Origin of the sequence: Paenibacillus bouchesdurhonensis (assembly GCF_900155685.1) — a bacterium.
GTDB lineage: Bacteria > Bacillota > Bacilli > Paenibacillales > Paenibacillaceae > Fontibacillus > Fontibacillus bouchesdurhonensis.
The window spans coordinates 3690039-3715972 of the sequence record NZ_LT732548.1; the positions used below are offsets into that span (position 1 = coordinate 3690039).

Annotated in this window: 26 protein-coding genes and 1 other RNA gene; 10 read left to right on the forward strand and 17 right to left on the reverse strand. The window is 48.4% G+C overall.

Going from position 1 to position 25934, the window contains the following annotated elements:
• Positions 1–6: 6 nt before the first annotated feature.
• A complete protein-coding gene (locus tag CZ379_RS20685; protein WP_110933351.1) occupies positions 7–1131 on the reverse strand; it encodes a glycosyltransferase family 4 protein in 1125 nt (374 codons plus the stop codon).
• A 175-nt stretch (positions 1132–1306) separates the two neighbouring features.
• On the opposite strand from CZ379_RS20685, the gene CZ379_RS20690 reads away from it, so the two are divergent.
• Positions 1307–2725 (forward strand): RsmB/NOP family class I SAM-dependent RNA methyltransferase, encoded by a 1419-nt coding sequence (locus CZ379_RS20690; RefSeq protein ID WP_110934484.1) that lies wholly within the window; start codon positions 1307–1309, stop codon positions 2723–2725.
• Positions 2726–2814: 89 nt separating this feature from the next.
• Here CZ379_RS20690 and CZ379_RS20695 read toward each other — a convergent pair whose 3' ends face one another.
• The 9 genes from CZ379_RS20695 to CZ379_RS20735 form a co-directional block, all read right to left on the reverse strand.
• Entirely contained in the window at positions 2815–3630 is an 816-nt protein-coding gene (locus tag CZ379_RS20695; protein ID WP_110933352.1) for a Cof-type HAD-IIB family hydrolase, read from the reverse strand.
• A gap of 64 nt (positions 3631–3694) precedes the next feature.
• Positions 3695–4447 (reverse strand): pseudouridine synthase, encoded by a 753-nt coding sequence (locus CZ379_RS20700; RefSeq protein WP_110933353.1) that lies wholly within the window; start codon positions 4445–4447, stop codon positions 3695–3697.
• Between the two features lie 5 nt (positions 4448–4452).
• Positions 4453–6108 (reverse strand): RsmB/NOP family class I SAM-dependent RNA methyltransferase, encoded by a 1656-nt coding sequence (locus tag CZ379_RS20705; protein ID WP_110933354.1) that lies wholly within the window; start codon positions 6106–6108, stop codon positions 4453–4455.
• Between the two features lie 164 nt (positions 6109–6272).
• Positions 6273–6743, reverse strand: a complete 471-nt coding sequence (locus tag CZ379_RS20710) for a DUF309 domain-containing protein (protein ID WP_110933355.1) — start codon at positions 6741–6743, stop codon at positions 6273–6275.
• On the reverse strand, positions 6733–7548 hold the full coding sequence (locus CZ379_RS20715; RefSeq protein ID WP_110933356.1) for a GTP diphosphokinase: 816 nt from the start codon (positions 7546–7548) through the stop codon (positions 6733–6735). Before CZ379_RS20715 ends, CZ379_RS20710 begins: the two co-directional genes overlap by 11 nt.
• Positions 7549–7578: 30 nt before the next feature.
• Positions 7579–8673: a quinone-dependent dihydroorotate dehydrogenase gene (locus CZ379_RS20720; RefSeq protein ID WP_199925712.1), complete on the reverse strand. Its 1095-nt coding sequence runs from the start codon at positions 8671–8673 to the stop codon at positions 7579–7581.
• 327 nt (positions 8674–9000) lie between these two features.
• A complete protein-coding gene (locus CZ379_RS20725) occupies positions 9001–10428 on the reverse strand; it encodes a L,D-transpeptidase family protein (protein ID WP_110933358.1) in 1428 nt (475 codons plus the stop codon).
• Between the two features lie 236 nt (positions 10429–10664).
• On the reverse strand, positions 10665–10907 hold the full coding sequence (locus CZ379_RS20730) for a ferredoxin (RefSeq protein WP_110933359.1): 243 nt from the start codon (positions 10905–10907) through the stop codon (positions 10665–10667).
• A 119-nt stretch (positions 10908–11026) separates the two neighbouring features.
• Complete coding sequence (locus CZ379_RS20735) at positions 11027–12313, reverse strand: DNA polymerase IV (RefSeq protein ID WP_110933360.1); 1287 nt, start codon at positions 12311–12313, stop codon at positions 11027–11029.
• A 248-nt stretch (positions 12314–12561) separates the two neighbouring features.
• Here CZ379_RS20735 and cimA point away from each other — a divergent pair, with 248 nt between their 5' ends.
• Positions 12562–14178 (forward strand): citramalate synthase, encoded by a 1617-nt coding sequence (cimA, locus tag CZ379_RS20740; protein ID WP_110933361.1) that lies wholly within the window; start codon positions 12562–12564, stop codon positions 14176–14178.
• A 94-nt stretch (positions 14179–14272) separates the two neighbouring features.
• Here cimA and CZ379_RS20745 read toward each other — a convergent pair whose 3' ends face one another.
• On the reverse strand, positions 14273–14860 hold the full coding sequence (locus CZ379_RS20745; protein ID WP_110933362.1) for a TlpA family protein disulfide reductase: 588 nt from the start codon (positions 14858–14860) through the stop codon (positions 14273–14275).
• Positions 14861–14982: 122 nt separating this feature from the next.
• Here CZ379_RS20745 and CZ379_RS20750 point away from each other — a divergent pair, with 122 nt between their 5' ends.
• The 3 genes from CZ379_RS20750 to CZ379_RS20760 all read left to right on the forward strand — a co-directional run bounded on the left by CZ379_RS20750 (position 14983) and on the right by CZ379_RS20760 (position 16814).
• Positions 14983–15498: a M67 family metallopeptidase gene (locus CZ379_RS20750; RefSeq protein WP_199925713.1), complete on the forward strand. Its 516-nt coding sequence runs from the start codon at positions 14983–14985 to the stop codon at positions 15496–15498.
• A 117-nt stretch (positions 15499–15615) separates the two neighbouring features.
• Positions 15616–16050, forward strand: a complete 435-nt coding sequence (locus tag CZ379_RS20755; RefSeq protein ID WP_110933364.1) for a MerR family transcriptional regulator — start codon at positions 15616–15618, stop codon at positions 16048–16050.
• 77 nt (positions 16051–16127) lie between these two features.
• Positions 16128–16814: a zinc metallopeptidase gene (locus CZ379_RS20760; protein ID WP_110933365.1), complete on the forward strand. Its 687-nt coding sequence runs from the start codon at positions 16128–16130 to the stop codon at positions 16812–16814.
• Between the two features lie 97 nt (positions 16815–16911).
• Here the strand turns inward: CZ379_RS20760 and CZ379_RS20765 are convergent, their stop codons facing one another.
• Together CZ379_RS20765 and CZ379_RS20770 are read right to left on the reverse strand one after the other, a co-directional pair.
• Complete coding sequence (locus tag CZ379_RS20765) at positions 16912–17820, reverse strand: glutamate biosynthesis transcriptional regulator GltC (protein WP_110933366.1); 909 nt, start codon at positions 17818–17820, stop codon at positions 16912–16914.
• A gap of 98 nt (positions 17821–17918) precedes the next feature.
• Positions 17919–18527: a rhomboid family intramembrane serine protease gene (locus CZ379_RS20770; RefSeq protein WP_110934485.1), complete on the reverse strand. Its 609-nt coding sequence runs from the start codon at positions 18525–18527 to the stop codon at positions 17919–17921.
• Positions 18528–18626: 99 nt separating this feature from the next.
• On the opposite strand from CZ379_RS20770, the gene tpx reads away from it, so the two are divergent.
• On the forward strand, positions 18627–19148 hold the full coding sequence (gene tpx, locus CZ379_RS20775; protein ID WP_110933367.1) for a thiol peroxidase: 522 nt from the start codon (positions 18627–18629) through the stop codon (positions 19146–19148).
• Between the two features lie 70 nt (positions 19149–19218).
• On the opposite strand, the gene CZ379_RS20780 is transcribed toward tpx, so the two are convergent.
• From CZ379_RS20780 to CZ379_RS20790, 3 genes are all read right to left on the reverse strand, one after another.
• On the reverse strand, positions 19219–19611 hold the full coding sequence (locus CZ379_RS20780) for a DUF1499 domain-containing protein (protein WP_110933368.1): 393 nt from the start codon (positions 19609–19611) through the stop codon (positions 19219–19221).
• A gap of 190 nt (positions 19612–19801) precedes the next feature.
• Positions 19802–19992: non-coding RNA, 6S RNA (gene ssrS / locus CZ379_RS20785), on the reverse strand.
• Between the two features lie 81 nt (positions 19993–20073).
• The gene (locus CZ379_RS20790) at positions 20074–20946 is read right to left on the reverse strand and encodes a YesL family protein (RefSeq protein WP_110933369.1); all 873 of its coding nucleotides are present in this window, start codon (positions 20944–20946) and stop codon (positions 20074–20076) included.
• Positions 20947–21120: 174 nt separating this feature from the next.
• On the opposite strand from CZ379_RS20790, the gene CZ379_RS20795 reads away from it, so the two are divergent.
• Positions 21121–21225, forward strand: coding sequence for a sporulation protein YjcZ (locus tag CZ379_RS20795; protein ID WP_110933370.1), 105 nt, complete (start codon positions 21121–21123; stop codon positions 21223–21225).
• Positions 21226–21287: 62 nt separating this feature from the next.
• On the opposite strand, the gene CZ379_RS20800 is transcribed toward CZ379_RS20795, so the two are convergent.
• Positions 21288–22865 carry a degradosome RNA helicase CshA gene (locus CZ379_RS20800; protein ID WP_110933371.1) on the reverse strand — a complete coding sequence of 526 codons (1578 nt, stop codon included), beginning with the start codon at positions 22863–22865 and terminating at the stop codon, positions 21288–21290.
• Between the two features lie 276 nt (positions 22866–23141).
• Here CZ379_RS20800 and CZ379_RS20805 point away from each other — a divergent pair, with 276 nt between their 5' ends.
• The 3 genes from CZ379_RS20805 to CZ379_RS20815 all read left to right on the forward strand — a co-directional run bounded on the left by CZ379_RS20805 (position 23142) and on the right by CZ379_RS20815 (position 25921).
• Positions 23142–23969: a YitT family protein gene (locus CZ379_RS20805; RefSeq protein ID WP_110933372.1), complete on the forward strand. Its 828-nt coding sequence runs from the start codon at positions 23142–23144 to the stop codon at positions 23967–23969.
• Between the two features lie 185 nt (positions 23970–24154).
• Complete coding sequence (locus CZ379_RS20810) at positions 24155–24343, forward strand: hypothetical protein (RefSeq protein WP_234404967.1); 189 nt, start codon at positions 24155–24157, stop codon at positions 24341–24343.
• 387 nt (positions 24344–24730) lie between these two features.
• Positions 24731–25921 (forward strand): putative glycoside hydrolase, encoded by a 1191-nt coding sequence (locus tag CZ379_RS20815; RefSeq protein ID WP_110933373.1) that lies wholly within the window; start codon positions 24731–24733, stop codon positions 25919–25921.
• The last annotated feature ends 13 nt before the right edge of the window (positions 25922–25934 follow it).

The following is a 25934-nucleotide window of genomic DNA, read 5'->3' on the forward strand; positions in this document are numbered from 1 at the left end:
CTCGCTTTATCGCTTATAGTGCAAATATATATTTTTCAGCTCATGAACGACTCTGTCTAACGAATAACAGCTCTTCGCCTTGTCTAGCCCCGCTTCAGCGAGCTGGCAACGAAGATCCGTATCTGTAATGACCTTCTCCAAAGCCCCGGCCAGAGCCAAGTGATTCTCCGGTTGAACGAGCAGACCATTCACTCCATCTTCAATCTGCTCGGCAATGCCGCCAATATTCGTGCCGACCAGTGCCAAATTGCACAATGCAGCCTCTGCAAACACCGAGCCGAACGCCTCAGCCCGAGAGGGCAGCACAAAAATATCAAAGAACGGCATGAATTCCTCCGGGTGGAGCGTATAACCATAGAAGATCGTCTCATCATATATACCGAGCTCCTCAGCGAGCTGCTCCAGTTCTTGCCGGATAGGCCCATCGCCGATAATATGCAGCACATAGCTGAGGCCTCGCTTCTTGAGCTCCGCGCATGCGCGAAGCAGCACATCCAGCCCCTTGGCAGGCACAAGCCGACACACGGCCACAAGCTGGACGACTTCATTATGATGCGGAATGGGCTTGAACCTTGTATCGTCAAAGCCGTTTCGGATGACGCCGATCCGCTCGGGATGATCCACATGCGGAGATAAATATTCGCGAAATGATTGGGACACCGTTAACATGCGGTCAGATCGATATTCTAATTCCTTATAGAGCGAACATAGGAAGCGGTGTTCTAGTCCGCCTTCCTTGATCCTTCCGTTCAGGATAAGCTCCCGCTCGTAGCTGGAATGGATGCTTTGCACAACCGGCGTATCAGAATAAAGCTCTTTCATGACAAGACCGGCGATCGGATGATGCGCATGAATCAAATCGTAGGGTTGCTGCAGCCGCAGCTTGGTCCACCACAAATAATCGCGGTAGGTTTGTATATACTTTCGCACAATTGAACTTTTCTCGTACTGATGCCAGTCAAATGTATGGAACTTAATCTGATCCGTTCCTTTGCCCCGGATTCGTTTCGGCAGGGAGAACAATTCCATCTCCCATTCAGGAGGATTGAACTTATCTTGCAGGTAGGGAATCATCGAAGATACGCCCCCAGGCTGCTCTGGAGGGAAGAATAAGGCCTGCAGCAGTTTCATTACTCGTTCTCCTTTGCATACTTATTTTCTCTCTAACATTTGTTAAAAAATTAAACCGCTTTATCAATTATGACATATTAAAGAAGGAACATCCATTCCCCTTTTGAGATCAAATCGCATTATGGTAAAATTTCCGAAGTACATTTTTTATTGTAAAAAGGAGTTCAAGAAGCTTATGTCTAAGACAGTATTGCCGACTTTCTTCCACGACATCATGACTTCCATGCTCGGTAAAGCGGAAGGACAAGCATTCCTTGACAGCTACGATAAGCCGCGAACGTACGGACTGCGAATCAATATGCTTAAAATACACCCTGACTCGGCAGAAGAACACGATATCAAGCAGCGCTTTGGTCTGGAGGAAATTCCCTGGTGCGAGGATGGCTATTATTATGATGTGGAAACCCGCCCAGGTAAGCATCCTTACCATGCTGCGGGATTATATTATATTCAAGAACCTTCAGCGATGTCTGCCGTAGAGTTGTTAGCTCCCCAGCCTGGAGAGACCGTGCTGGATCTCGCAGCCGCTCCGGGAGGGAAAACGACGCAAATCGCCGCGAAAATGGCAGGAAAAGGACTGCTGGTCAGCAACGAAATCCATCCCCAGCGTGCCAGAATATTAGCTGAAAACGTCGAACGCTTCGGCGCACGCAACGTTGTTGTAACGCAGGCAGCCCCTGATGAACTGTCCGCACGCTTCCCGCTCGCCTTTGACCGGATTATGCTGGATGCCCCCTGCTCGGGCGAAGGGATGTTCCGCAAGGATCCTGACGCCATAGCAGAATGGTCGCCACAAGCGGTTGAGCTGTGCGCAGCAAGACAATGGGACATTCTCAAAGAGGCCGTGGCCATGCTGAAGCCTGGAGGCTGGCTCGCTTACTCTACTTGCACCTTCAACCGTCAGGAGAACGAGGAGACTATCGCACGGCTGCTCGAGCATTACCCCGACCTAAAACTGCTGACGGAGAAACGAATTTGGCCTCACCTGCATCAAGGAGAGGGCCACTATGTCGCCTTGATGCAGCGGGATCAAGATCAAGCTAACGATATTGTAGCTGACCAAACACATTTAAAAGGCAAGCGTGGAAAAAAACGCAATAGAGAGGATCATCCCCATAAAATGGCCTCTGCCGCCTACGAGGCATGCCTCGACTGGGCAAGAAGCGATCTTCCAGGGCTTGGCAATCTCCTTGGCGGAGGCATGCCTATTTTATTCGGAGAGTCCCTATACTGGCTGCCGTCCAGCGCTGGAATGCAGCTAACACCTCAAAGTTTTGAGGGTCTGCGGATTCCCCGCGCAGGTCTGCACCTGGGGGAATATAAAAAAGGACGCTTCCAGCCTGCCCACGCACTGGCTATGGCCATTTCCTCCTACGATGCCGCTCTGGTCTATACTTTGAAGGCAGGCTCTTCCGAACTCGCTGCCTATTTTCATGGAGATACCCTGACGGTTCCGGAACACTATCGCGGCTGGTGCCTCGTCACGTTGGAGTGTGAGGGAGCCAGTTTCCCGATCGGCTGGGGCAAGGCCAGCCGCGGCCAGCTTAAGAACCATTTGCCTAAAGGGCTCCGCCAGCAGAGCCCTACCCATTAAAAGAGGAGAAGGAACCCCGATGGTTCCTTCTCCTCTTTGATAGTCTGCCTTCGGCATGAGGTCTTTCCAGCAGCCCTGTCAATTTAGTTTTAACGTAAAGACTGCTCAAAGCAGTGCTTCTCCAAGGCCAGCCTTACGCCCTCTTCATTGTTCGAGGCTGTCACCTCTTTGGCGGCGGCTTTAACCTCAATCGGAGAGTTATCCATTGCAATGCTGAGCCCAGCATAGGTAAGCATCGAAATATCGTTATAGTAATTTCCGATGGCCATGACGTTTTCCGCGGTGATCCCTCGTTTGTCTGCTAATTTCTGCAGTGCGGCGCCCTTGGAAGAGTCTTTGTGGGTAATATCTATAAAGAAGTCTCCGCTGCGCAAAATGGTAAACTCTGAATTATCCCACTTGCTCAATTCGGCATGCACGTGATCCATTTCCGCCTTCTCACCGGAAAGCGTCACTTTTACGATCGGCTCGCTCAGGTCGGCCCATAGGGGAAGTTCCTTCGGCACCACCATAAATTGCTTATAGAGGTCAAGAGCCTCCCGGCTAAGACCGGCTGCTCCCTGAACATATAGAGCAAAGGTCGTATTTACGTCGAAATGAACGCCATTGTCACGGCAATAATCCAAATAAGGGGTCAATGCCAACGGATTTATTTCGAATTCATGGACAACTTCCAAGGTTTGAATATTGACCGTCGCCGCTCCATTATGCGTAATTACGTACCCGTCCAATCCGATTTGCTTCATAAACGGTATAGAGTTTCCCGGAGCACGGCCGGTGCAGAGGACGAATTCCGTGCCCTGCTCCGCAATTTTCTTGATCGTCTCCACCGTTGCTGGCGTTAACTCGTGATCATCGTTCAACAAAGTACCGTCTACGTCCAAAGCGATCAGTTTGTATTTCATCTCCATGTCTCCTTTATTTATCTATAGCGATTTATTTGTATCTCACATCGTAATATTAAAATAATTATTTCCTGTACGTCTTCAACAGTTCCACTTCTGCGTCCGTCAGTTCGCGGAACGAGCCAAGTGCCAGTGAATCATCAAGGATTAGCGGCCCCATGCTGATGCGCTTCAAATATACGACCTTAGAGCCTACAGCCATGAACATGCGTTTCACCTGATGGAACTTGCCCTCAGAAATCGTCAAGCGAATGCGGGACAGGGCGCCGTCCTCCCCATGAACAGGCTCCAGCACTTCCAGCTCTGCCGGAAGGGTGACGTAGCCGTCATCCAATGCAACTCCTTCGCGGAACATAGCTATTTCCCGTGCTCCTACCTCGCCCAGCACATGGGCTTCATAGGTCTTCGGCACATGCTTTCGCGGTGATAGCAGGTCATGCGCCAGTTGTCCGTCATTGGTAAGCAGTAGAAAACCTTCCGTGTCCTTATCCAAGCGACCGACCGGAAAAGGAGAGAACACGCGAAGCTCCACCGGAATCAAATCCAGCACCGTCCGCTCTCTATGATCCTCTGTCGCGGAAATGACGCCTTGAGGCTTATTCAGCATCATATATACGAACTCACGATATTCGATTCTTTCGCCGTTTACCGCAATGTCGTCCTCGTATGGATTACACTGCATGCCGCTATCTTTCAGAACGAGCCCGTTCAAGGAAACTTGGCCCTGCTTCACCATCTTTTTAATATCCGATCTGGAGCCGTAGCCGAGATGGCCCAGAATTTTATCGAGCCTTTGTGTCTTCTTGCCCTTACTCACGTTATCTAAGTCCACCTCCACCCTGCTGGATATTCGTTCTTGAGCATACCGTCAAGCCATTTCCCCCATCCCAGCGAAATCCCGTCTACACAGACAAGCACATATCCTCTGGGGAAACCCTGGATACCTCGGCATTCGATTCTGGATGCCGGGACATTCAGGGTTTCCCCTTTAAGATATCTGACAGCTTCGCCTTGCTCCTTATCTAAATTCAATACTCTACTGGCTTCCCCCGCAGCTAAAGCCGTTGCTAGCGGATGCCCCGGGGCAAAGCGGCCATTCTTCGCCGTGCTGACATACCATCCGGGCCTTACGGTTTTTAGACCGTCAAGCTGCTCTTTTGGGAGCAGTGACAGATACACATGGCCGCCGAACAAGAGCGGCCGTCCGGGGAGCTCCGCAGTCACATGCTGGCTAGCGAATTGCTGCCAGCAGTCCAGAAGCTCCCGTTCGGCGGGCACCTTTCCGACACTCTCCCGCGCTTTAGATGCATGAGCCTGCGGATGGCCCTTATGCTTCTTGCTAATTTTGCTTGGCTTACTGCTGGTAGCCAGATATGCCTCTGCACCTGACTTGACTCCTTCACTTCTCCCAGCTCGTCCTGCTTGTTCTGGTTGCTCTTCTTGTCCAATCCGTTTTGCTTGCTCAATTCGTTCAGCTTGCCCGACTCGTTCTAATTGTTCAACCTGTACGGCTGACAATGCACTGCTCTTCTGCTGAAGCACCGCCAGGAAATGCCCCTCGCCTTCAATCAAGTGCGGCCATAGCCTGCCGCATTGCACGGTCATCCTTGCAGCCTGCGAGGAGAAGGCGGCATCACTGCCTTCGGCATTCAACCGGTACAGCCACTCCGGACGACCTGGGGCGAAGCCGAGTTCCTTCGGCAGCGGAACAAGCTCAAAATCCGCATGTTGATCCAGGAATCTAGCGATCATCGCCTCATTTTCTTCAGGAGCAAATGTACAGGTTGAATACACGATTCTGCCGCCCGATGCCAGCATGGCCGCAGCCGATTTCAATATATCATGCTGCATAACAGTGCACTTGGAGGTAGAATGAACCTCCCACTGCCGCGCCATGCCCTCGTCTTTTCGGAACATGCCTTCCCCGGAGCAAGGAGCATCGATTAATATTTTATCGAAATAAGCCGGAAAGCTCCGAGCTATGCGCTCCGGCGTCTCATTGAGCACTACAGCATTCCGCACTCCATATAACTCCATATTTTTGGCCAAAGCTTTCGTCCGTTCCGAATTGATGTCGTTCGAAACAAGCAGCCCTTCACCCTGCAGCTTCGCTGCGATTTGTGTAGATTTGCCTCCGGGTGCGGCGCATAGATCCAGCACCTTCTCACCTGGCACTACATCCAGCATTTCCACAGGTGCCATTGCGCTTGGCTCTTGAATATAATAAAGCCCTGCATGATAGTAAGGATGCTTGCCCGGCTTCAGGTCTTCCTGTACATAAAATCCGGTGGAGCACCAGGGTACGGGCTTAAGCTCAAACGGAGATATGCGGAGGAATGACGGAACGCTTATTTTAAGCGGATTTACCCGAATACCGACATAACGAGGATTGCCATAAGAGGATAGAAAAGCGCTGTAATCGCTGCCCAGCAGCTGCTGCATTCTTTCCAGAAAAGCCATCGGTATATGAACTGCCATATATTTAAACCATCCATTCTTATCAAGAATAAATCTATTGTAACATACAGGTATCTGCGGAATGTAAATAAATGATCCAGACTAAAATGCAATATCTGCCGCACGCGGCAAACTCCTACAAAAAAAGCCCCTCACCATCACTCCGCGTGAAAGGGCTGTACTATTCACTTTAATTTCCCTTGCATCCGCAGCTCATGCTTTGCGCCCCGCTGGGGCCCTCTGCGCTGCGGGATGTTGGGCGTAATTTCCGCAGCTGTCTTCTCTACAAGCTCCAATAAATGCACATCCTGAATTTCGATTTCTAAATCATAATATGAAAATGGAGAATCGTTATAGCTCGCTAACGCCGCAGCATATTGTTCCGTCTCGCGCAGCAGCTTCCCCAAGTTGATTCCGAGCGAATCCGGCGGATAAGGGCGAAGTCTTCGCACGGCCGATTCCATCATTTTCTGTCCACCAGTCACATTGCCGTTACGGAAATGATACAATCCAACTGCTACCTGAAGCAAACCCTTATACAGCGGGTTCTTATCCAACTGCAGCCACAGCTCCTCCATCACTTCATGGCACTCGAAGTAGTCCTGGTCACGATTGAAATAAATCAGGAAGGCTGCGTACAGGCGATCATGCTTCATGGCTGGATTCCACCGCTTTCTTGGCTGCCTTGATCATTTGCGTGACCTCGGCATGCATTTCTTTCAACCCATCCATGTTGCGGGCTTCCCAGAGCTCGTTAAAGCGCTGCTGCGCGTCGATCGCCTCCGTGACCATATGGTAAAAATAGAGCTGATGAATCGCCGACAATAAATGATTCACAATGCTGGAATCATCCTCGAAGCTCTTTTGTGCAAGCAGAATTTCCTCGCGGATACTGGACATTTCATTATCCAGTACAAAAGCGGCCTCAGCAGCCTTCTTCAGCCTCTTGCGCATTTCATCAGGCAGGCTCTCCCGGTATTTGTAATTCAAGGAGTGCTCAATCGTCGCCCAAAAGTTCATGGCAAGCGTACGAATCTGGATTTCAGCCAGCACATTCTTCAACCCCAGCGCAGTCTGTACGGGATACTCCACGATCATATGAAAACTGCGATAACCGCTGTCCTTGTAATTTGTAATATAATCCTTCTCGTATATAACCCGAAGGTCTTTGCGAGCACGAATATACTCGGCCACCCTGCGAATATCCTCAACGAACTGGCACATAATGCGGATGCCGGCAATATCTTCAATCCCTTGCTCCAGCTGATCCATCGGCACATCCAGGCGTTTGGCCTTATCGAGAATGCTGGATATTTTCTTAACCCTTCCGGTTACGAATTCGATCGGTGCATACTCCTCCAGCTTCTTGAGCTCGGAGCGCATCGTTTTGAACTTAACCTTCAACTCTTCAACCGTTTGCTCATATGGCAGCAAAAATGCTCCCCAGTCTCTACTATCCATCCACTGCGCCTCCTGTCTTCTGTGGCCCGGTTAGCGATGATCTGCTCCTACAGCTTCGGAAATATGGCTAAATCCGTCGCGCCGCAGCAGGTCCAATAAACCGCGATGCACTTCGCGATTCACCTCGGGACCCTCGTATATTAGTGCGGTATATATTTCTACCAGACTTGCGCCGGCACGAATTTTCTCATAGGCATCCTCGGCATTGGAAATACCGCCGGAACCGATGATCGGTAGCTTCCCCTCCGTCAATCGATAGACATGAGAAATAACCTCCGTCGATCTCTCCTTTAACGGCTTCCCGCTGAGACCGCCAGTTTCTTTCGCATGCGGATGATTGATTCCTTCACGGGAAATCGTCGTATTCGTAGCTATAATGCCCGATACGCCGCTATTCATAATCGTCTGCACCATAAATTCCAGCTCAGTCATACTGACATCCGGTGCAATCTTTACAAGCACATGCTTCTTTGTTCGATGCTCCTCGGCCTGGTTCGCCATCTCCTTCTGCACGGCTTCCAGCAGCGATGCCAGCTCACTGCCATGCTGCAGATTCCGCAGATCCGGCGTATTCGGCGAACTGATATTCACCACAAAAAAATCCGCATACGGGTACAGCGCGGAAATACACTGCTCGTAATCGAGATGCGCCTCCTCATTCGGAGTTGCTTTATTCTTGCCGATGTTGACGGCGATCGGAATCCGCCTGCTGCGAAGCGCCGCAAGCTGCCGAGCCATATAATCGGTTCCCTGGTTATTGAAGCCCATTCGGTTAATTAGTGCTTCTTCCGGCTTAAGCCGGAACAGCCTAGGCAGATCATTGCCTGGCTGAGCCTTAGGCGTAACCGTCCCGACCTCCATGAATCCGAAGCCGATGGCCGAGAAAGCCTCAACCGCCTCTGCGTTCTTATCGAGTCCGGCTGCCAGCCCTACCGGGGTAGGAAAATGAATATCGAACAAATCAACCGCCAGTTCGGGAATCTCCTTCACCCCGTACATTCCATGCATCATTGAAATAAATCCCGGTACTTTCGCTGCTTTATGTAATCCTCCAATCATGAGATGATGAGCCTTCTCAGGATCAAGCTGGAAGAACAGATGCTTGCCAATATTGCGATATAACACTTCTAACTTCACTCCGTTCATAACTTATGCAATAAATGCCCTGCTTCCAGTTTATCGTTTTCTCGTTCAAAAGAAAAGTTTAACCTCAGGAAAGCGTAACGATTTCGCCTCCGGAAGGTGATGGCAATTTAAAATGAAAGCTATTACAATAAATATGTAGCTCTTTGAACAATATAGAAGGGAATGATTGTCATGGCTGCCAAACGCAAACCGCCAACACTCCAGCAAAAGAAGGAAGAAGTAAATAAGAAAGGGCTCATCTGGTCCGTTTCCATTGTTGCTGGACTCATAGTACTGTTCACGCTAGCAATCATATTCAAATAATGGCTAATGCAGCCAGCGATACGTCCGGTGAGGGTTGCTCTGATCCTGCCTGTCCCCCAGCGTGAATCGCTCTGCCGGGGTAAGGTCTTGATCGGGCAGCCCTCCCTTTCCGATCGTTACCTTCGTTCCGACCGGAAGCAGATCGAACAGTTCCTCGACGTCCTTTTTCCCCATCCGCACACAGCCAAGCGATTCATCGCCGCCGACACTGTCCGGCTCATTCGTGCCATGAATCGCGTAATTCGTATCGGACAACTGCATGCCCCGGCTGCCGAATTCCCCATCCGACCTACCGTTCGGATTCACTACCTTATCCGTTATACGATACGTCCCCTCCGGCGTCTTATCGCCTCCAAGTCCAACCAGATAGCTTCTTAGAATAACAGATCCGCTCACCACGACGAGGCGGTGACTAGCAGTATCGATAATGACTTCGAGTGGTTGCGTAAAAAACAGCTCATCCCCCTGCTCCGCCGCTGACTTCCCGTTTCCAGCCCCCTTGCCTTCCGCCTTGCCGCCGCTAGACTGCTCTTGCTCAGCAAGCTTCCTCAGCATCGGCTCGAAGACTTCCTTCATATGAGCATTTGTTCCAGCCAGCCAATTGTTCGGAAAAGGCTGCGTCAGATCTTCCAGACTGCTCGGCCAGCTCCCCTTCTTCTCTTTGTATTGTAGAATCGCCGAAGAAAGTACAGCCAGGGATTCCTGCCGTGCAATCCATTCGCCAGCCTCTGCCTTCAGCTTGCGGGTATCGGGCGGCGTGCACAAGCATGCTGCCGGATCGTAGGACTGCACATTCGTCTGGCCGTTGCCAAGCGACTGGATTCCATATACGACCGGCATCCGATCAGACCAGTTCAGCCATTTGCCCTTCTTATCCATTGCCAGCACGGCCTGAAGATGGCCCTTCGTTTCATTGCCCTGCAGCAACCCGCCAATATCCCCTGTTACGCCCTGGCCACCAGAAGTATATCCGATTGCCGTAAAGCGCGGAGCATCTTGACGCGGTTCTGTGCGAGGAGCAGATGTATCCGCTTCCGGCTCTCTTTTAACCGGGTGTTCGTCGGTAGTGACGCTTTCTACGGATCCGGGGTCGGATTCCTGCGGCATCGTAGCCAGCAGGCCGGGAGCCTGCGCGGAAGGAAGCCACAGAAACAGCAGCAGCAATAGAGCGATGCCTATTTTTCGAATTAAGCGGCTGCGCTGCTCCTGTTTTCGCGACTCGTGAATAATACCTGCCTCATACCCCATCCATAAATCCTCGGGGATTTTGCTGGATTCGAATGCTTCGTACACGCTGCCTGCCTGAATATAGCAATAGTGCGCCTTGCCCTCCTGCCCGCTTTGTTCATATTCTTTGCCTAGCAAATACCAGGCCATTTTGTTGTTGGGGTGATTCTCTACGTATTTTTTGAGGTAAGCCGAATTTTTCATCGTGAACCTCCACATGGTCAACTTATATATGTATGAAGAACCTCTATAATAATATATCGGCTGCTGAACGTTCGTTTCAAACCATTCTATCGCCCCTCGGCAAAATTCAATACTAAATACCTAGTCAGCCTCCAGCTTTTTGCTATACAAGCTATAAATACGCAGCAAAAAGCATCCCATGCCATCAACAGCGGGATGCTTCTCCGAATGCGTAGATGTAAAATTCGCTCCTGAAACTAACCTTCCATATTAAACGGGGTATCTGCAATCTTGATGGAATCCGTTGGGCATCCGTCAGATGCATCCTGAAGGTCATCATGCAAATCTTCCGGAATTTCCGTTACACCGCGGTTACCATCCTCATTGTAGATAACTTCGGCCAAGCCCTCATCGTCGTAATCGTAAATATCCGGTGCCGTAGCGCCGCAAGCGCCGCAAGCGATACAAGTATCTTTCTCTACCCAAGTATATTTCGCCATCTTTATCTGCCTCCTGATAAACGGTACAAGTGCGGTGATTTGCTACCACCATGACCAATATAATATAAAAAGAAAGCAATTTCAAATGATTTGTTATCATTTCCCATTGATAATTGTTATCATTCCTCCCGATTTTCCCGGAGAAAATCCGTTTGGAGAGAAGTTCCGCGAATTTTGTGATTCCGAATCAATGCCGAAGGATCATCGCTCAGCATGCCTGCCGTAAGTATGGCATCTTCGCCGAATTTATCGCGCAGCAGATCCATCGTTTTCGTCAGCGACTCCTTCTTAGGCTGTTGCTCGTAGTCAAACAAGTCCAACTGCAGAGCCGAGCTCTCCCGCGGCACTAAATTTTGCAGCGTGATGCCAAGAAGTCTGATCGGCTTCCCTTGGCTCCAATGACGAAGGTATAGCTCGCATGCTTCCTTGTAAATATCATCCGCTTGCTCCGTCACGTTTCCAAGCGTCTGAGACCGAGTAATCGTCCTCATTTCCGGAGTCCTGATCGTAATCTGTACGGTTTGCGCCATGAGCTGCTGACGGCGCAGCCGCCGAGCCACTTGATCCGCCAGATTGAGCATGATCCGCTTCACATCTTCCAATTCGGTAACGTCTCTAGGAAGCGTTGTCGTGTGTCCGATAGATTTATTCTTCTCCCGCTCCTCCTGCACCGGCGAATTGTCGATGCCGTGCGCAGCTTGCTTCATCCACAGACCGACGACGCCGAATCGCTCAGACAGCAGCTGCTCGTCGGCCGCCGCAAGCTGCCCCAGCGTATAAATCCCCAGCTTCTTCAGCTTCTCTCCCGTTTTGCGGCCGATGCCGAACAGCTCGCTGCACGGCTTGTCCCAAAGCAATGAGGGGACATCGCGCAAACGAAGCACCGTAATGCCGTTCGGCTTCTTCATATCCGATGCCATCTTGGCCAGCAGCTTGTTCGGGGCGACTCCGATCGAGCAAGGCAGTCCCAGTTCTGCAGCGATCCGCGCCTGAATCTCATGCGCGATCTCCAGCGGGGCTCCGAACTGCTTCGATCCGGTAATATCCAAATAGCACTCGTCGATTGAGGTGGCCTGCAATAGCGGAGTGTACCGATAAGCAATGTCCATAAACGCCCGCGAATAGCGGCGGTATAAATGGAAGTCTGGAGCAATCAATATGAGCTTCGGATATTTCCGCAGCCCCTCCCTGACCGTCATTCCCGTCCGGATGCCTCTGGCTCTCGCAGCGTAAGAACAAGTGACGATAACGCCTTTGCGCAATTCAACGCTTCCTGCCACTGCCGTCGGCTTGTTCCGGTATTTCTCCGGCTCCTCAGCCTCATGAACGGAGCAATAGAATGCATTCATATCGATATGGAGCACAACCCTGCCGTTGACAGGATAATAATCGTCGATATTTCTCACTGCTGTTCCCTCTTTTTCACTTAAACTAGATAATTATTTTTATGCATTTTTATGCATATCGTGATCAAAAGTGGACTTTTTTCAACTTCCTCTATAGAAAAAGCATACCTTTATAGCTATATTGGGTCAACAACCCCATACAAATTTGCCAAAACGGTGTTACATTTAAATTTCAGATGCTATAATTAGAAATTATATTAATCAGAGCTCACACTCAGAGGATATCCAAAAAGGGGGACATTTTCATCATGTCAAAGGCTGTAACCATCTTCGACACAACATTACGTGACGGTACTCAAGGCGAAGGCATTAGTCTGTCAGCGGACGATAAGTTGAAGATAGCCAAGAAGCTGGATCAACTGGGTGTTCACTATATCGAAGGCGGCATTCCTGGCAGCAATAGCAAAGATATCGAGTTCTTCAAGAGAGTGCAGGAGTTCGGATTATCCGCAACAGTTACCGCCTTCGGCAGCACCCGGCGCAAAGACAGCATTGCCGAGCATGATCCTAACTTGAAACGAATTCTTGAATCCGGTGCCAAAGCAACTTCCTTGGTCGGTAAATCCTGGGACTTCCATGTGCATACCGCACTTCAAACGTCATTGGAAGAGAATCTGGCCATGATCTACGATTCGATCGCTTATTTGAAGCGGCAGGGCATGGAGGTATTGTTCGATGCCGAGCACTTCTTCGACGGCTACAAGAATAACCCGGAATACGCCTTGTCTGTCATGCGCAAAGCTGAAGAAGCCGGCGCAGATTGGCTTGTCATGTGCGATACGAACGGTGGAACGATGCCTCACGAGGTGCATGACATCGTCTCTGTCCTGGCGAGCCGCGTAACCACCGCCCGCCTAGGCATTCACACCCACAACGACTGCGAACTGGCCGTTGCCAACGCAATAAATGCGGTACGAGCAGGTGCAGAGCAAGTACAAGGGACGATGAACGGCTATGGGGAGCGCTGCGGCAACGCTAACCTTTGCTCGATTATTCCTAACCTTCAACTGAAGCTGGGCTATGATGTCATTGAAGAGGAGCAATTGAGTCAATTGACGAATACAGCCCGTTATGTCAGCGAGATTGCTAATGTGCATATGCTGGTTGGTCAACCGTTTGTCGGCACAGCTGCTTTTGCCCATAAGGGCGGCATTCACGTCTCGGCCATTCTGCGCGACTCCCGTACGTACGAGCATATTGCTCCGGAGACAGTCGGCAATCGCCAGCGTGTGCTTGTTTCGGAACTTGCCGGGCAGAGCAACATTCTGTCCAAAGCGCAGGAAATGGGTATCAAATTTAACCCAGAGAACGAAGAAACGCGGCAGGTCATTTCCAAAATCAAAGACCTGGAGCACCAAGGCTATCAATTCGAGGGAGCAGACGCCTCATTGGAACTGCTGCTCCGTCAAGCCAACGGCGAGATGAAGGAGCTGTTCGTCTTCGAATCGTTCAAAATGCTCGTTGAGAAGTCCGCAGGAAAGCCTGTCGTCTCGGAGGCATTCATCAAGCTGAACATTGACGGGAACAGCTTATACACGGCAGCCGAAGGAAACGGTCCGGTGAACGCGCTTGATAACGCGCTGCGCAAAGCGCTGATTTCCTATTACCCTGCGTTGAAGAATATTCACTTATCCGACTATAAAGTCAGAGTGCTTGATGACAAAGATGCGACTGCATCCAAAGTCAGGGTATTGATCGAATCGAAAGATAGCTCGAATTCGTGGAGTACGGTCGGCGTATCCGGCAACGTCATTGAAGCGAGCTGGGCGGCGCTAGTCGACAGCCTTCGTTATGCTTTGCTAGGCCATACAAAGCTGGAGCACGAAGAGGTTATATCCGCAGGGCAAGGATTGGTCAATCATTAATTTCGATTAACCTGACGGCTATCACGCAAGAAGGCCCGGAGGGCTCCTTTATCTTAAGGACATCCGGGCCTTCTTGTATTTGATTTTGTGCGATTTAAGAAGATTTTAACAGCTTCTTGATTTTGGCTTCCAGATCTTTGGGCGGGAGTATACCCACAATTAAATCCTGGATTACGCCATCCTTGTCGATCAATACATTCGTTGGAAAAGCCATGCCGTTGAATTTCTTGTAAGCTTCTTCTTTTTTATCAAGCAGGATTGGAAATTCAATTCCATATTCCTGGACGAAGGCCTCGGCCTTCTCCACCGTATCATATGCCGTGACATTAACACCGTAAATATCCAGCTGATCTCCGTATTTTTCATAGAACCTGACGAGATCAGGCGCTTCAGCCTTGCAGGGATCACACCAGGAGGCCCAGAAGTTCACCAAAACCGGCTTGTCACGCTCCCCCCCTACCCGATATGTGGTTCCGTCCAACCCTTCTAAAGCGAAGGATGGTGACAAAGAACCGGGCTTGGGCGCTTCCTCGGCAAGCGCTGCCGTTAAGGTTTTTGTTTGTTTGGACTGGGTTGCCTGGCTTCCTCCGAGAAACGGGAAAAGGCTCGTTCCGTAATTTTGGTACAATGCGACCCCTAACAGGATGAGCAGGAGCGCAAGGATCGGTGCATTTTTTCTCATGTGTTTACTTCCTTTACTTGATGTGATCGGGAAATGGGCAAAGCTAGAAATCATATATGTTATTGTACCCTTATTTCATATTTAGTTACAAACCACTGATTATGAAGGAGAAAATGCTCATTATGAACAATAACGACCGGAAGTTTTCCCCACTTACCAAATGGCGCATCCCGCCTTCCGTATATAAACAGGTTGAAGAGGATACCCTTACCCGTTATCCACAAGAAGCTTGTGGTGTTCTGCTTGGCGAAGCCACAAAAAATGCAGCCATCATTGAGCAGTATGTACCGCTGCTTAATGTCTCCAACCGGCCGGAGCAGCACTTTTCGCTCGAACCGCAGGAATGGGTCAAGTACTGCTATCATCCACAACTGCTGGGCCTATATCATAGCCATCCTACAGCTCCTCCGCAACCTTCGCGGATCGATCTTGACCAACTGCCTCTATTCGCCAGCCTGCTTAAGTTATATCTGATCGGCTCTTGTCACCGTGCAAGCGTTCAAACAGACCAACAAAATTCGAGTTCTCGGCTAGCTTTTATATTGCAAGGGTATCAGATTATCAATAATCATCAGGGTTTATTCGACTTAAGGCCAGTTGAACTTGCTACAAGTATAACGGAAAATAACAGTAAGTGAAAGTAACTAGCGATTAGAAAGCATGACGTTTGACTGTATAGTTGCGTATCAGGTATCATTATTTTTAGAAACATAGATATACTAATATATCCTTAGGAGTGAGGTGAGCCTATTGGGATGATAAAACTATATAGAATTGGCGAATTAGCCAAAGCAGCTAGCGTAAGCGAGAGAACGATTGATTATTACACCAAACTGAAGCTCATTACACCAGAGGCACGAACACAGAAAAATTATCGTCTCTACAGCGCTGAAACCTTAAATCGCTTGAAACGTATTAATGAATTAAAACAAGAGAAGTATACGTTAAAGGAAATTCGCTCGAAGCTGGAATTATGGAATAAGGTAAGCCACGAAGAGCAGGTTACCGAGAAGTTAACTTCCCTTGAAATTCATATGCAGAGATTGGAACGGGAAGTCAAAGAGCTTGAGCCGCTCATTTCAAATTTGAAGCCGGGTCAAGCCAGAAAGATGTATTCGAGTCTAATGCCGCAAAGCCTCGCCTGTATCGATGCCTTATATCTTCTAATTAATCAAGGGCCTTTTACCTAAGATACTCGCATGTGGAAGCACACTATTCACCTAAATCAACAATGATACTACTAAATTTATGGGGGGAATATATTTCGATGAATTCTAATACGATTTTTTTACTGCTGCTGCTGGCGATTGGCCTTTCATTCTGGGCACAATTTAAAGTGAAGGGAACATTTAAGCGCTACTCCAAGGTTCCCAGCACATACGGCCTCACCGGGCATGATGCCGCCCGGCGCATGCTGGATGCCAATGGACTGTATGATGTCCCGATCGAACCCGTACGCGGAAGCCTGACAGACCACTATGATCCAACTAAGCGCGTTGTTCGATTGTCCGAGCCTGTCTATTTTGAAAATTCTATTTCTGCTGTTGCCGTAGCTTGTCACGAGGTAGGTCATGCGATCCAGCACAAGGAATCTTATTCCATGCTCGTGCTGCGTCACAAAATGTTTCCCATCGTCAATCTGACTTCGCGGATTTCTCCTTTCCTCATACTTGCCGGCTTCCTATTCGGATTAATGAATCTGGCCGGAATTGGCGTTGCTTTCTTCTCCTTGGCCGTGCTGTTTCAATTGGTTACTCTGCCTGTCGAATTCGACGCCACCAACCGGGCTCGCCGCGGAATGCTCGGCATGGGTCTAGTTTCTCAAAATGAAGAACAGCAGGTGGGCAAGGTTCTTAATGCAGCCGCATTAACCTATGTGGCCGCTGCGTTGATTTCCCTGCTTGAACTGTTCAGATTCGTATTGATCTTACTTGAGAGCCGTAATCAGAATTAATTATTTATCCTCACCATGAAAATAAAATGGAGAATAGTCGCTCATACGCTTGAGCCGATTATTCTCCATTTTTGCATCTATGTCTTTTCTGCCGTCATTAACTTGGCGGTGTGTCCGGTTGCAAGCCGAAATATTCTAATAGAAATATGCGGAATGATTGCGCGACCAACGGCAGCTTATCGTCGGTTCGATGAATAAGTCCAATCGTTCTCGTGATCTTTGGCGTGGAAATGCGAACTCTGGCTGGTTGCAGCGAGAAGCTCTGGAACAGCGCCACTTCAGGCAGCAGGCTTACCCCCATTCCAGCGGCGACGAGACCGCGAATCGTGTCCGTCTCCTCTCCTTCAAAAGCAATTTTTGGAGTAAAGCCAGCCTCTAAACAAGCATGCCACACGATCGGTCTTAGTGAATATCCCTTGCTAAACAATATAAATTTATCATCTTTCAATTGATTTAATTTAATGCTCTGCTCGTTAGCGAGCGGGTGTCCCGGAGGCAATATTGCTACCAAATCTTCCGTCAAAACGACATTGCCCGCAACTTGATTATGGTTCTCTGGAAAAGGAGAGATAAAGGCCAAATCCACTTCGGCAGACACAACATCACGAATGAGTGTCGGATACATTCCCTGTTTAAATCTGAACTTTACATTGGGATACAGCTTGCGGAATTCGGCAACTACGCTCGGAATAACATGGACGCCGAGGCTATGTGGAAATCCTAGGCGAATTTCGCCTTGCTCAGGATCGATAAACTCGTGAACTTCATTTACGGCTCGCTCCAAATCCTTCAGGATCGCCTCTACACGACCGCAAAAAAGCTGTCCGACCGCAGTCAAATGCAGATTCCTGCCCTTTTGCATGAACAAATCAACGCCAAGCTCTTGCTCCAATTGGTGAATTTGCCTGCTTACGGCAGACTGGGCAACATGAAGCTCTTCGGCTGCCTGAGTAACATGCTCCTTCTTCGCCACCTTCACAAAGTATTGCAGTTGTCTTAATTCCACGAATCTGATCGCTCCATTTCGATTCCTGTCATTACCCATAGGGGTGACTTGCCAACGTATTTACTCTATCATAACTTTACCATTTACTCACAAGGGGTTCAACGTCGTTTTAACAGCCGAATAATTAATCCGTAAATGAAGAAGCCGCCGATGAAGCCGCCAAGATGGGCGATCCAGTTAATTTGAGGCACGATAAATGAAAAGACAACCCCGATCATGAGCAAGCTGTACAGCGTCTTACGCGAGGCTTCATCCATCAAATTCCGTTGAAGCAGCGCTACATACAAGAAGGCGCCGTAAATGCCGTAAATAGCTCCAGACGCCCCCACGGAGACATGCAGTTCGGTTGCATGCTGGTAGACCCCCATCGTAAGCAGATTTCCGACAATTCCACTCCCTATATAGAGCAGAATATATCGCCATGAACCGAGCAGTCTCTCCATCGGCGGCGTAAAGATAAGAATTCCGAAGCTATTGGAGAACAAATGGCCGAAATCAGCATGCAGGAACATCGCCGCAATATACCGCCACCACTCGCCAGCGTATGGCACGGCGTTCGTAATCGCCCCGTAGCCAATAATGGCGCCATAGGTTCTTCCTTTTAATGCGAAGAGGATAAACATCACAATATTTACAGCGAGAATGAGGCAAGTAACCGGGTAAGACTTCAAGTAAGTTCTCCAATTCTCGTAACGAATAAATATCATACAATCCATACCTTTCTTCCTAATGTTGGACAATCTTCTTCTAAAAAGATTATAATTAAAATTAGGTGCATTCACAAAATTGTTTAGGAGGAGATACAATTGGCACAAGAACGTACTAATGCGGCAACATTCAAAGGCAACCCTATTACTCTGGTTGGTCCTGAACTGAAGGTTGGCGACACAGCTCCAGATTTCAAATTAAGCAAGAACTTGCTCGAAGAAGCAACCCTTCAGGACTTTGCAGGTAAAATCAAACTCATCAGTGTCGTCCCCTCCCTGGACACAGGCGTCTGCGACGCACAGACTCGCCGCTTCAATGAAGAAGCTGCCAGTCTTGGCGATAACGTCGTAATTCTGACGGTAAGCGCGGATCTGCCATTCGCTCAAGCACGCTGGTGCGGTGCTGCCGGTGTTGACCGTGTAGTTACGTTGTCCGACTACAAAGACAACTCCTTTGGAGAAGCCTACGGTGTGTTGATTAAAGAATTTAAATTGGATCAACGTTCCGTATTCGTCATTGACAAAGACAACAAAATCACTTATGTCGAATACTTAAGTGAAATGACCGAGCATCCGAATTACGATCATGCGGTTGCTGCGGTTAAAGCACTTTTGTCATAAGCCCAAGAATAATATGTTGAATAACAAAAGCGAGTAGAAGGTCAACGCCTTCCTGCTCGCTTTTGTCTTCTTATGACGTTACTTTATAAGCTCCAAGCTTCTTATCCAACGCAGCGTAAAGATTGAGGATGTTGCGGTAATTGCTGCCCAAATCCCCAAGCGAACCTCGGGTAGCCGAATAAATATCTACGGCACTGCGAAGCGGCCCTGTAGAGACGATCGATACCGTAATATCCATGGTGCGGCCCAAGGCGGTTTTCTTCTCCAGCGTAATTTCACCGACTGACTGAACTTCGTGGAGCACTTTATAGCCTGGAATTTTCTTTAAAGTGGAGGAGACTTCCTCCCAAATTTTATCCTTGGACAATTGATAATACCTTGTTTTCATTTCAGGCATTTTCGCGCGATCACTCGTACCTTCTTGGCTGCGGAATATGCCGATGAGCGTTCTTTTTATTGACACTCTACTTCCTCCTTCGTTACTCGTCACGAGACATCGGGTGTATGTAGTACATTAGTATCTAGTTTAACATTGTTACGTAACAAACAAAAGTATACTCATCATACTCCTCATAAAAAAAACAGCGACAAAAAAAAGCACCCTGCCGCCTTTAATCAATAAAGGGTTGCAAGGTGCTGTTAAGCTTGAACTATGTAGACCCGCCTATGCCGTCCGGTTACACTGCCTCGAACCTGCGTTAGCAGGTGGGTGACCGCAGCAGCGCCTTTGAAGTCCCCTTATCATAAGTGATAGGGCCTTTCAGCAGCGTTACGATCTAAGTCTCCCTGGACATTGTCATTGGTTCAAAACAACATGGAACCGAAACGTACATCGCAGGACGTAAACCTATTATAGTCCTTCTAGTTCTAAATGTAAACCTAATATAATGGGATGATTAAAATTGTTAGAAAAAGCATCATTTAGCTAAAACTTAGTATTCTCTTTGTCCTTGCCGTCCCCATCCTCATTCACAGCGCCAGCACGATCCTCACTGCCTTCCGGCAGCTCCCTTGGACTATCTTCGCCGTCTTCATGCTTCCCTTCGTCGTCCCCAGGCTCCGATTCCTCTTCGCCTTCTTTCGTGCCTTCCTCGTTCTGGCGCATCTTCTCTACCTTCTCCTGCAGCTTGTTGTAGCTTATATTGAAGTTGTAGAAGGCGACGAACGCGGTAAGTGTACCGAAGCCGAATAAGATCAGCCATGTGAATTGCGCAGTAATAAAACCTAACGCGACGACGCAAAGTACCGTGGATAATACGCGAAACGGCCGAAGAATCGTCAGCAAAATCGCATTTTTAATCAAAAGCGTAGTTTTTAAATGATAGTGAGCAACTAAAGAAAAGAAATTAAACAAGGAAAGCGACAGCAAAATTAAGAAAATCAACATAATAATGCCGATGATTTGCATGTTGGCGAATTGCTTCATATACACGTTATAGTCAACAATCATGATGATAATCAATAACGTGTAGAAGATACCGCCGATCATACTTTGCTTGTAATTCTCTTTGTACCCTTTAAAGTACACTTTAATGACGCTTACGTCCGTGTCACCCATCACCCACTTGCGTGTCACAGAGAACAAGGCCGATGTCGCCGGGAATAGTGTAAACGGTGCCAAGATCGCTAAAATCCAGGCGATTTGAATCCACATTTCGATGTCCGGGCTCAATAATCCCGTAAGCACAAAAAACAAGAAAGGCGACGAACAGAGAAGCCAGAGCAAGTTGCTGCCCGAAATTCTCATAATCCACTCGGTTGCTTTGTAGAAACCGCTCATTAGTCCTTTGTATTCCAAAAAAAAATCTCCCTCCAGTAAGGTTTATGTCTATAAATAATACTATACATGATTAAATGAGCTCTATCCAGCGCCTATTTTGACTTGTTCTGGGTAAGTGTCTAATCTCGTTGAACAATTACACCATAGTATATACCGTAACTTCAAAAACAACACTTTAAAGGAGGTTATCTCATGTCCAATGTAGGCCCAGGATATGGCGGTTTCTGGACTTCCACAGGTACAATTCTCGTTTTGTTTATTCTGCTCGTTATTGTGAGCCGTTCGATTCTGTACTAATCTCAATAACAAGAAGACGGAACGCCCACGGGCTTCCGTCTTCTTTGTTATGACGCAATTTATTAGTTGTCGAACGATGGATTGTCGCTGCGTCTAGGGGCCCTGCGATCCCCACCGCTGCTCGTTGGACGCGGCTTGCGATCCGAGGAAGAGCGGTAAGAATCCCGTCCGCCGTCGCGATTATAACCGCCCTTGTTCCCGTAGCCACCGCGGCTGCCACCGTCGCGGTTGTCCCGACGGTAGCCACCGCCGCCGCGATTGCCATAGCCATACGGTTTGCGTCCGCTGGAACGAATGTCCGGGTTGCGGCGTTTTACGCGAATCGGCTCTTCCGGAGTCAATTCAATGCTTGCTTTATCCGCTTTATCGCCTGTAATAAGCTTAAATGCGGCTGCCAGCAAATTGACTGAATCATATTGCTCCAGGAGCGAAATCGCGATGCCTTTATATTCGTTCAGCTCACCTGCTTCAACAAGCTCAAGCAAACGCTCTGCCGTGATGCGTTGTTTTCCTTCAATTGCTTCCGCAATGGATGGCAACGGTTTGCGGGCAATTTTCTGGCGAGTGATCCGCTCAATGAAGTGAAGATGGTCAATTTCCCGCGGTGTGACGAATGACCAGGCGACGCCTTCCTTGCCCGCCCGGCCAGTACGGCCAATACGGTGTACATAGCTTTCAGGATCCTGCGGCAAATCGAAGTTAACGACATGGGTTACGCCGGATACATCCAGGCCGCGCGCCGCCACGTCCGTAGCGACAAGCACGTCGATGCTGCCATCCCGGAACTTGCGCATTACGTTATCACGCTGGTTCTGAGATAGATCGCCATGCAGACCATCCGCCGAATATCCGCGTTTTTGCAAAGCTTCTGCCAACTCATCTACACGGCGTTTCGTCCGTCCAAATACGATGGCAAGCTCCGGGGATTCCATATCTAACAAACGGGTAAGCGCGTCGAATTTCTGGCGCTCATGCACTTCGATATAAGCTTGGTCAATCAGCGGTGCGCTAACTTGCTTAGGAATGACAGAGACATGCTCCGGTTCTTTTAGAAATTGCTGGGCAAGCCTTTGGATATTTGCTGGCATTGTAGCGGAAAATAGCATTGTTTGGCGCTCTTCGGGGACAAGCTTCAGGATCGATTGAATATCCTCCATGAAGCCCATATCGAGCATTTCATCAGCTTCGTCCAGTACGACAGTCTGAACGTCGTCTAGCTTGATTGTCTTACGATTGATGTGGTCGAGCAAACGGCCAGGGGTACCGATAATGATTTGAGGTCTCTTCTTCAGTGCGCGAATTTGTCGTACGATGTCCTGCCCACCGTAAATCGGCAGGGAACGAATTCCTTTGAAGCGGGACAGCTTGCCGATTTCTTCGGCTACCTGGATTGCAAGTTCCCGTGTCGGGGTCATGATCAGCGCAACAATGCGCTCCTCACTGGCTGGAATTTTGTTGATTAGCGGAAGACCGAACGCTGCCGTCTTCCCCGTTCCTGTCTGCGCTTGTCCGATCAGGTCACGACCTGTCATCGCATAAGGAATGGACTTGGTTTGGATTGGTGTTGCTTCTTCGAATCCGAGTTCTGTTATTGCTTGTAGAACCTTAGGCTCTAAGCCGAAATCTGTAAATGTGCTCAAAATATTCATACTCCTTCTATATAGTGGACATCCCACCATCTTGACTGTATTCTTAAGTAGCATTGGAACGTTTATAGGCTGTCCCATCAACCCATAAATTTTACATAGCGTACGGATCTTTAGTTAAACTGCACGGATCGCTTAGTACATTCTTAACCATTTTCCCTGGAAAAGGATACCTACTCAAGAATATCTCAAACATTATAGCACAAAACATGAAAAGAACACCAGCAAGCTGCTTGGCATATTTCTACATCTTCAAGAGGTGAATTTTCAATGCTCAAAACAATTTGGAACAGCCTGGTTATCATCTTCGGCGCGGCACTGATCGCAACTGGCTTCAATCTATTTCTCGTCCCGCACCATCTGCTTAGTGGCGGAGTGTCGGGTCTGTCCATGCTGACTGGCTACTTTACGCCCCTAAGCTTAAGTGTGATGTATCTGGTATATAACATTCCGATTCTTATTGCCGGACTGTTTCTGCTCGGAAGGCGCTTCATTATGCTCAGCATTCTCTCTGTCGCATCGGTCACATGGTTCATCGCTTTAATTCCAGTACGTGAAGTTCCGCTTGCGACCGATATGTTCCTATCCGCCGTCGTCGGGGGAGTGCTGGTTGGAATCGGCAGCGGAATATCCTTTCGAGCCGGCGGTTCATCAGGCGGGTTTGATATTGTGGGCTCGATCATTACAAGATATCGGGATTTCCCGGTCGGCAGTGTCCTCGTCTCTATGAACGCCCTCGTCATCCTGGCCATGGGCTACATCGAAGGCGACTGGAATCTGGCCTTAGCTTCGATGGTATCGATTTATCTAAGCGGCAAAGTGGTCGATCTGCTTCATGTCAGCCATATCAAAATCACTTTGTTCATCATAACGGACAAGACCGACGAATTACTTAGCAAACTTTTGAAGCTGCCCCGTGGCGTTACTCTGATTAAGACACAAGGCGCCTTCTCTCACAAGGAGAAGGATATGCTAATGACCGTTACGACCCGTTATGAGCTGACGGAGCTCAGAAACATTATAAAATCAACCGATCCAGCGGCTTTTGTCAACATCGTGGAGACCGTAGGTGTGATGGGTTCGTTCCGTAAAAAGTAATTTTTACCATCGGCCTGTCCGCCGTGCCAAAGTATAGCGCGTTATGTTATAATGAATTATGCGCGGTTCCTTCGTCAATATCATAAGATTTCAGCTTTACCCGATTTCACAGGCTTTGTGCTTTTCCGTTTAAGAATGATTCTCTACACGAATGATTCTAGAAGGAAAGGGTGATTGATGTGGAAATGGAAACGGTAAAACTGGCACAAATCGTCATGAAGTGGTTCCCCGACATGCTTCCCTTCTTTAACGAGAAGGAGCTTGACTCCATGATCATCCTTCGGGACGGTATGAGCTTATTGAAACCGAATGATGCAATGGAGATTATTCAATTCAGCATTTGCGAGCTTCAGGATACTAACTTGCTTCATTAATTAGAAGTATCCGTGAACTCAGCTTTATAAGCAGCACACAGGCCGCTTTCTTTTGTCTTGGCAGAAGAAGCGGCTTTTTTTTCGAAATTTTGCTATGATTTGCTGTGAATTATATAGTTTTGACGCATGTTTTATACTTTCTAGTTTTAATGTTTTGGTCATGCGTTTTGATAATTCCTTAGTTCGGGCATTCCGGTACCGCGATTAAATTTACAATGGCGCTGCCCGGTGCTTTTCTTTGATTTGGGTTTCAACCGGGGAACATCGTGTTAAAAGTGTATGTCCGCTGTTCTTTTTTTCGCAAACAATAACAAATCTGTTTATTATGAACAACAAACATCCTTTATAATCATCTTAGAATGTGTATCTTAATAGGGAGAGAATACGATGAATATCATTTGGACTATTTTACTGCTAGCTTTGAGTACAGGCGGCGGGGATATCCCACCGGCTCACAAGGAATCTTCATATACTAAAATGCCAAGCATTTTGCAATCCTCCTACCATACCTTCATAGCCAATGCCGCCGAAGGTCGGCTCGACAATCCGCTCCCGCCTTCGATGCTCGCCGTGAATCCTCAAGTGGAAGCTCCCATCGTAAAGGGAATATACGTTACTGCTTATAGCGCTGGCGGTTCCCGTATGGATCAGCTTGTTGATTTATTGGATAGCACCGAATTGAATTCCATGGTTATTGACATTAAAGATGACACGGGCTATATCACTTACAAGACAGACAACCAGAAGCTTCAAGAGCTGGGCAAGCCGCAGCCGTTCATTCGCGATATCGATGCGCTTATGGCCCGTTTGGAGAAGCATAACATTTACCCAATAGCTCGCGTTGTTGTTTTCAAAGATAGCATTCTTGCGAAGAAGCATCCGGAATATTCATTCCTACATAGCGACGGCTCCGTTTGGAGCAATGGCAAGGGGGAAGCCTTCGTCAATCCGTACAGCAAGGAAGTATGGGACTATAACCTTGAAATAGCCAAAGAAGCGGCCAAGCTTGGATTTAAAGAAATTCAGTTTGATTACGTCCGCTTTCCGGAAGGTTTCGAGAAAAGAGCGGATACTTTGAAATATCATAAGGATGAGCGGAGCCGCGTTGATGCCGTCACCTCCTTTGTAAAATATGCAAAAGAGGAACTGGAGCCGCTTGGCGTAAAAGTATCTGTCGATATATTCGGTTATGCGGCGTCTGTTCCTGCTGCTGAAGGGATCGGCCAGGATTTTGTGAAGATTTCGGAAAATGTGGACATTATCTGCCCCATGATCTATCCGAGCCATTATACTACAGGATGGTTCAATGCTAAGGACCCCGACAAAGCTCCCTACCAAACCATAAAAGGAGCAACGATCGATACGCAAAAGAAACTGGAGCCGCTTGGCGAGAATCAACCTTTGATTCGGCCATGGATTCAGGACTTTACGGCAAGCTGGCTCGGCAAAGGCCACTACATCAAATATGGCAAACATGAAATCGAAGAGCAAATTCGCGCACTCAAGGAATTGAATGTCGATGAGTATCTGCTTTGGAACGCATCCAATAGATATACCTCCGGCGTAACCTATGAATAAGCATCATCTGCCA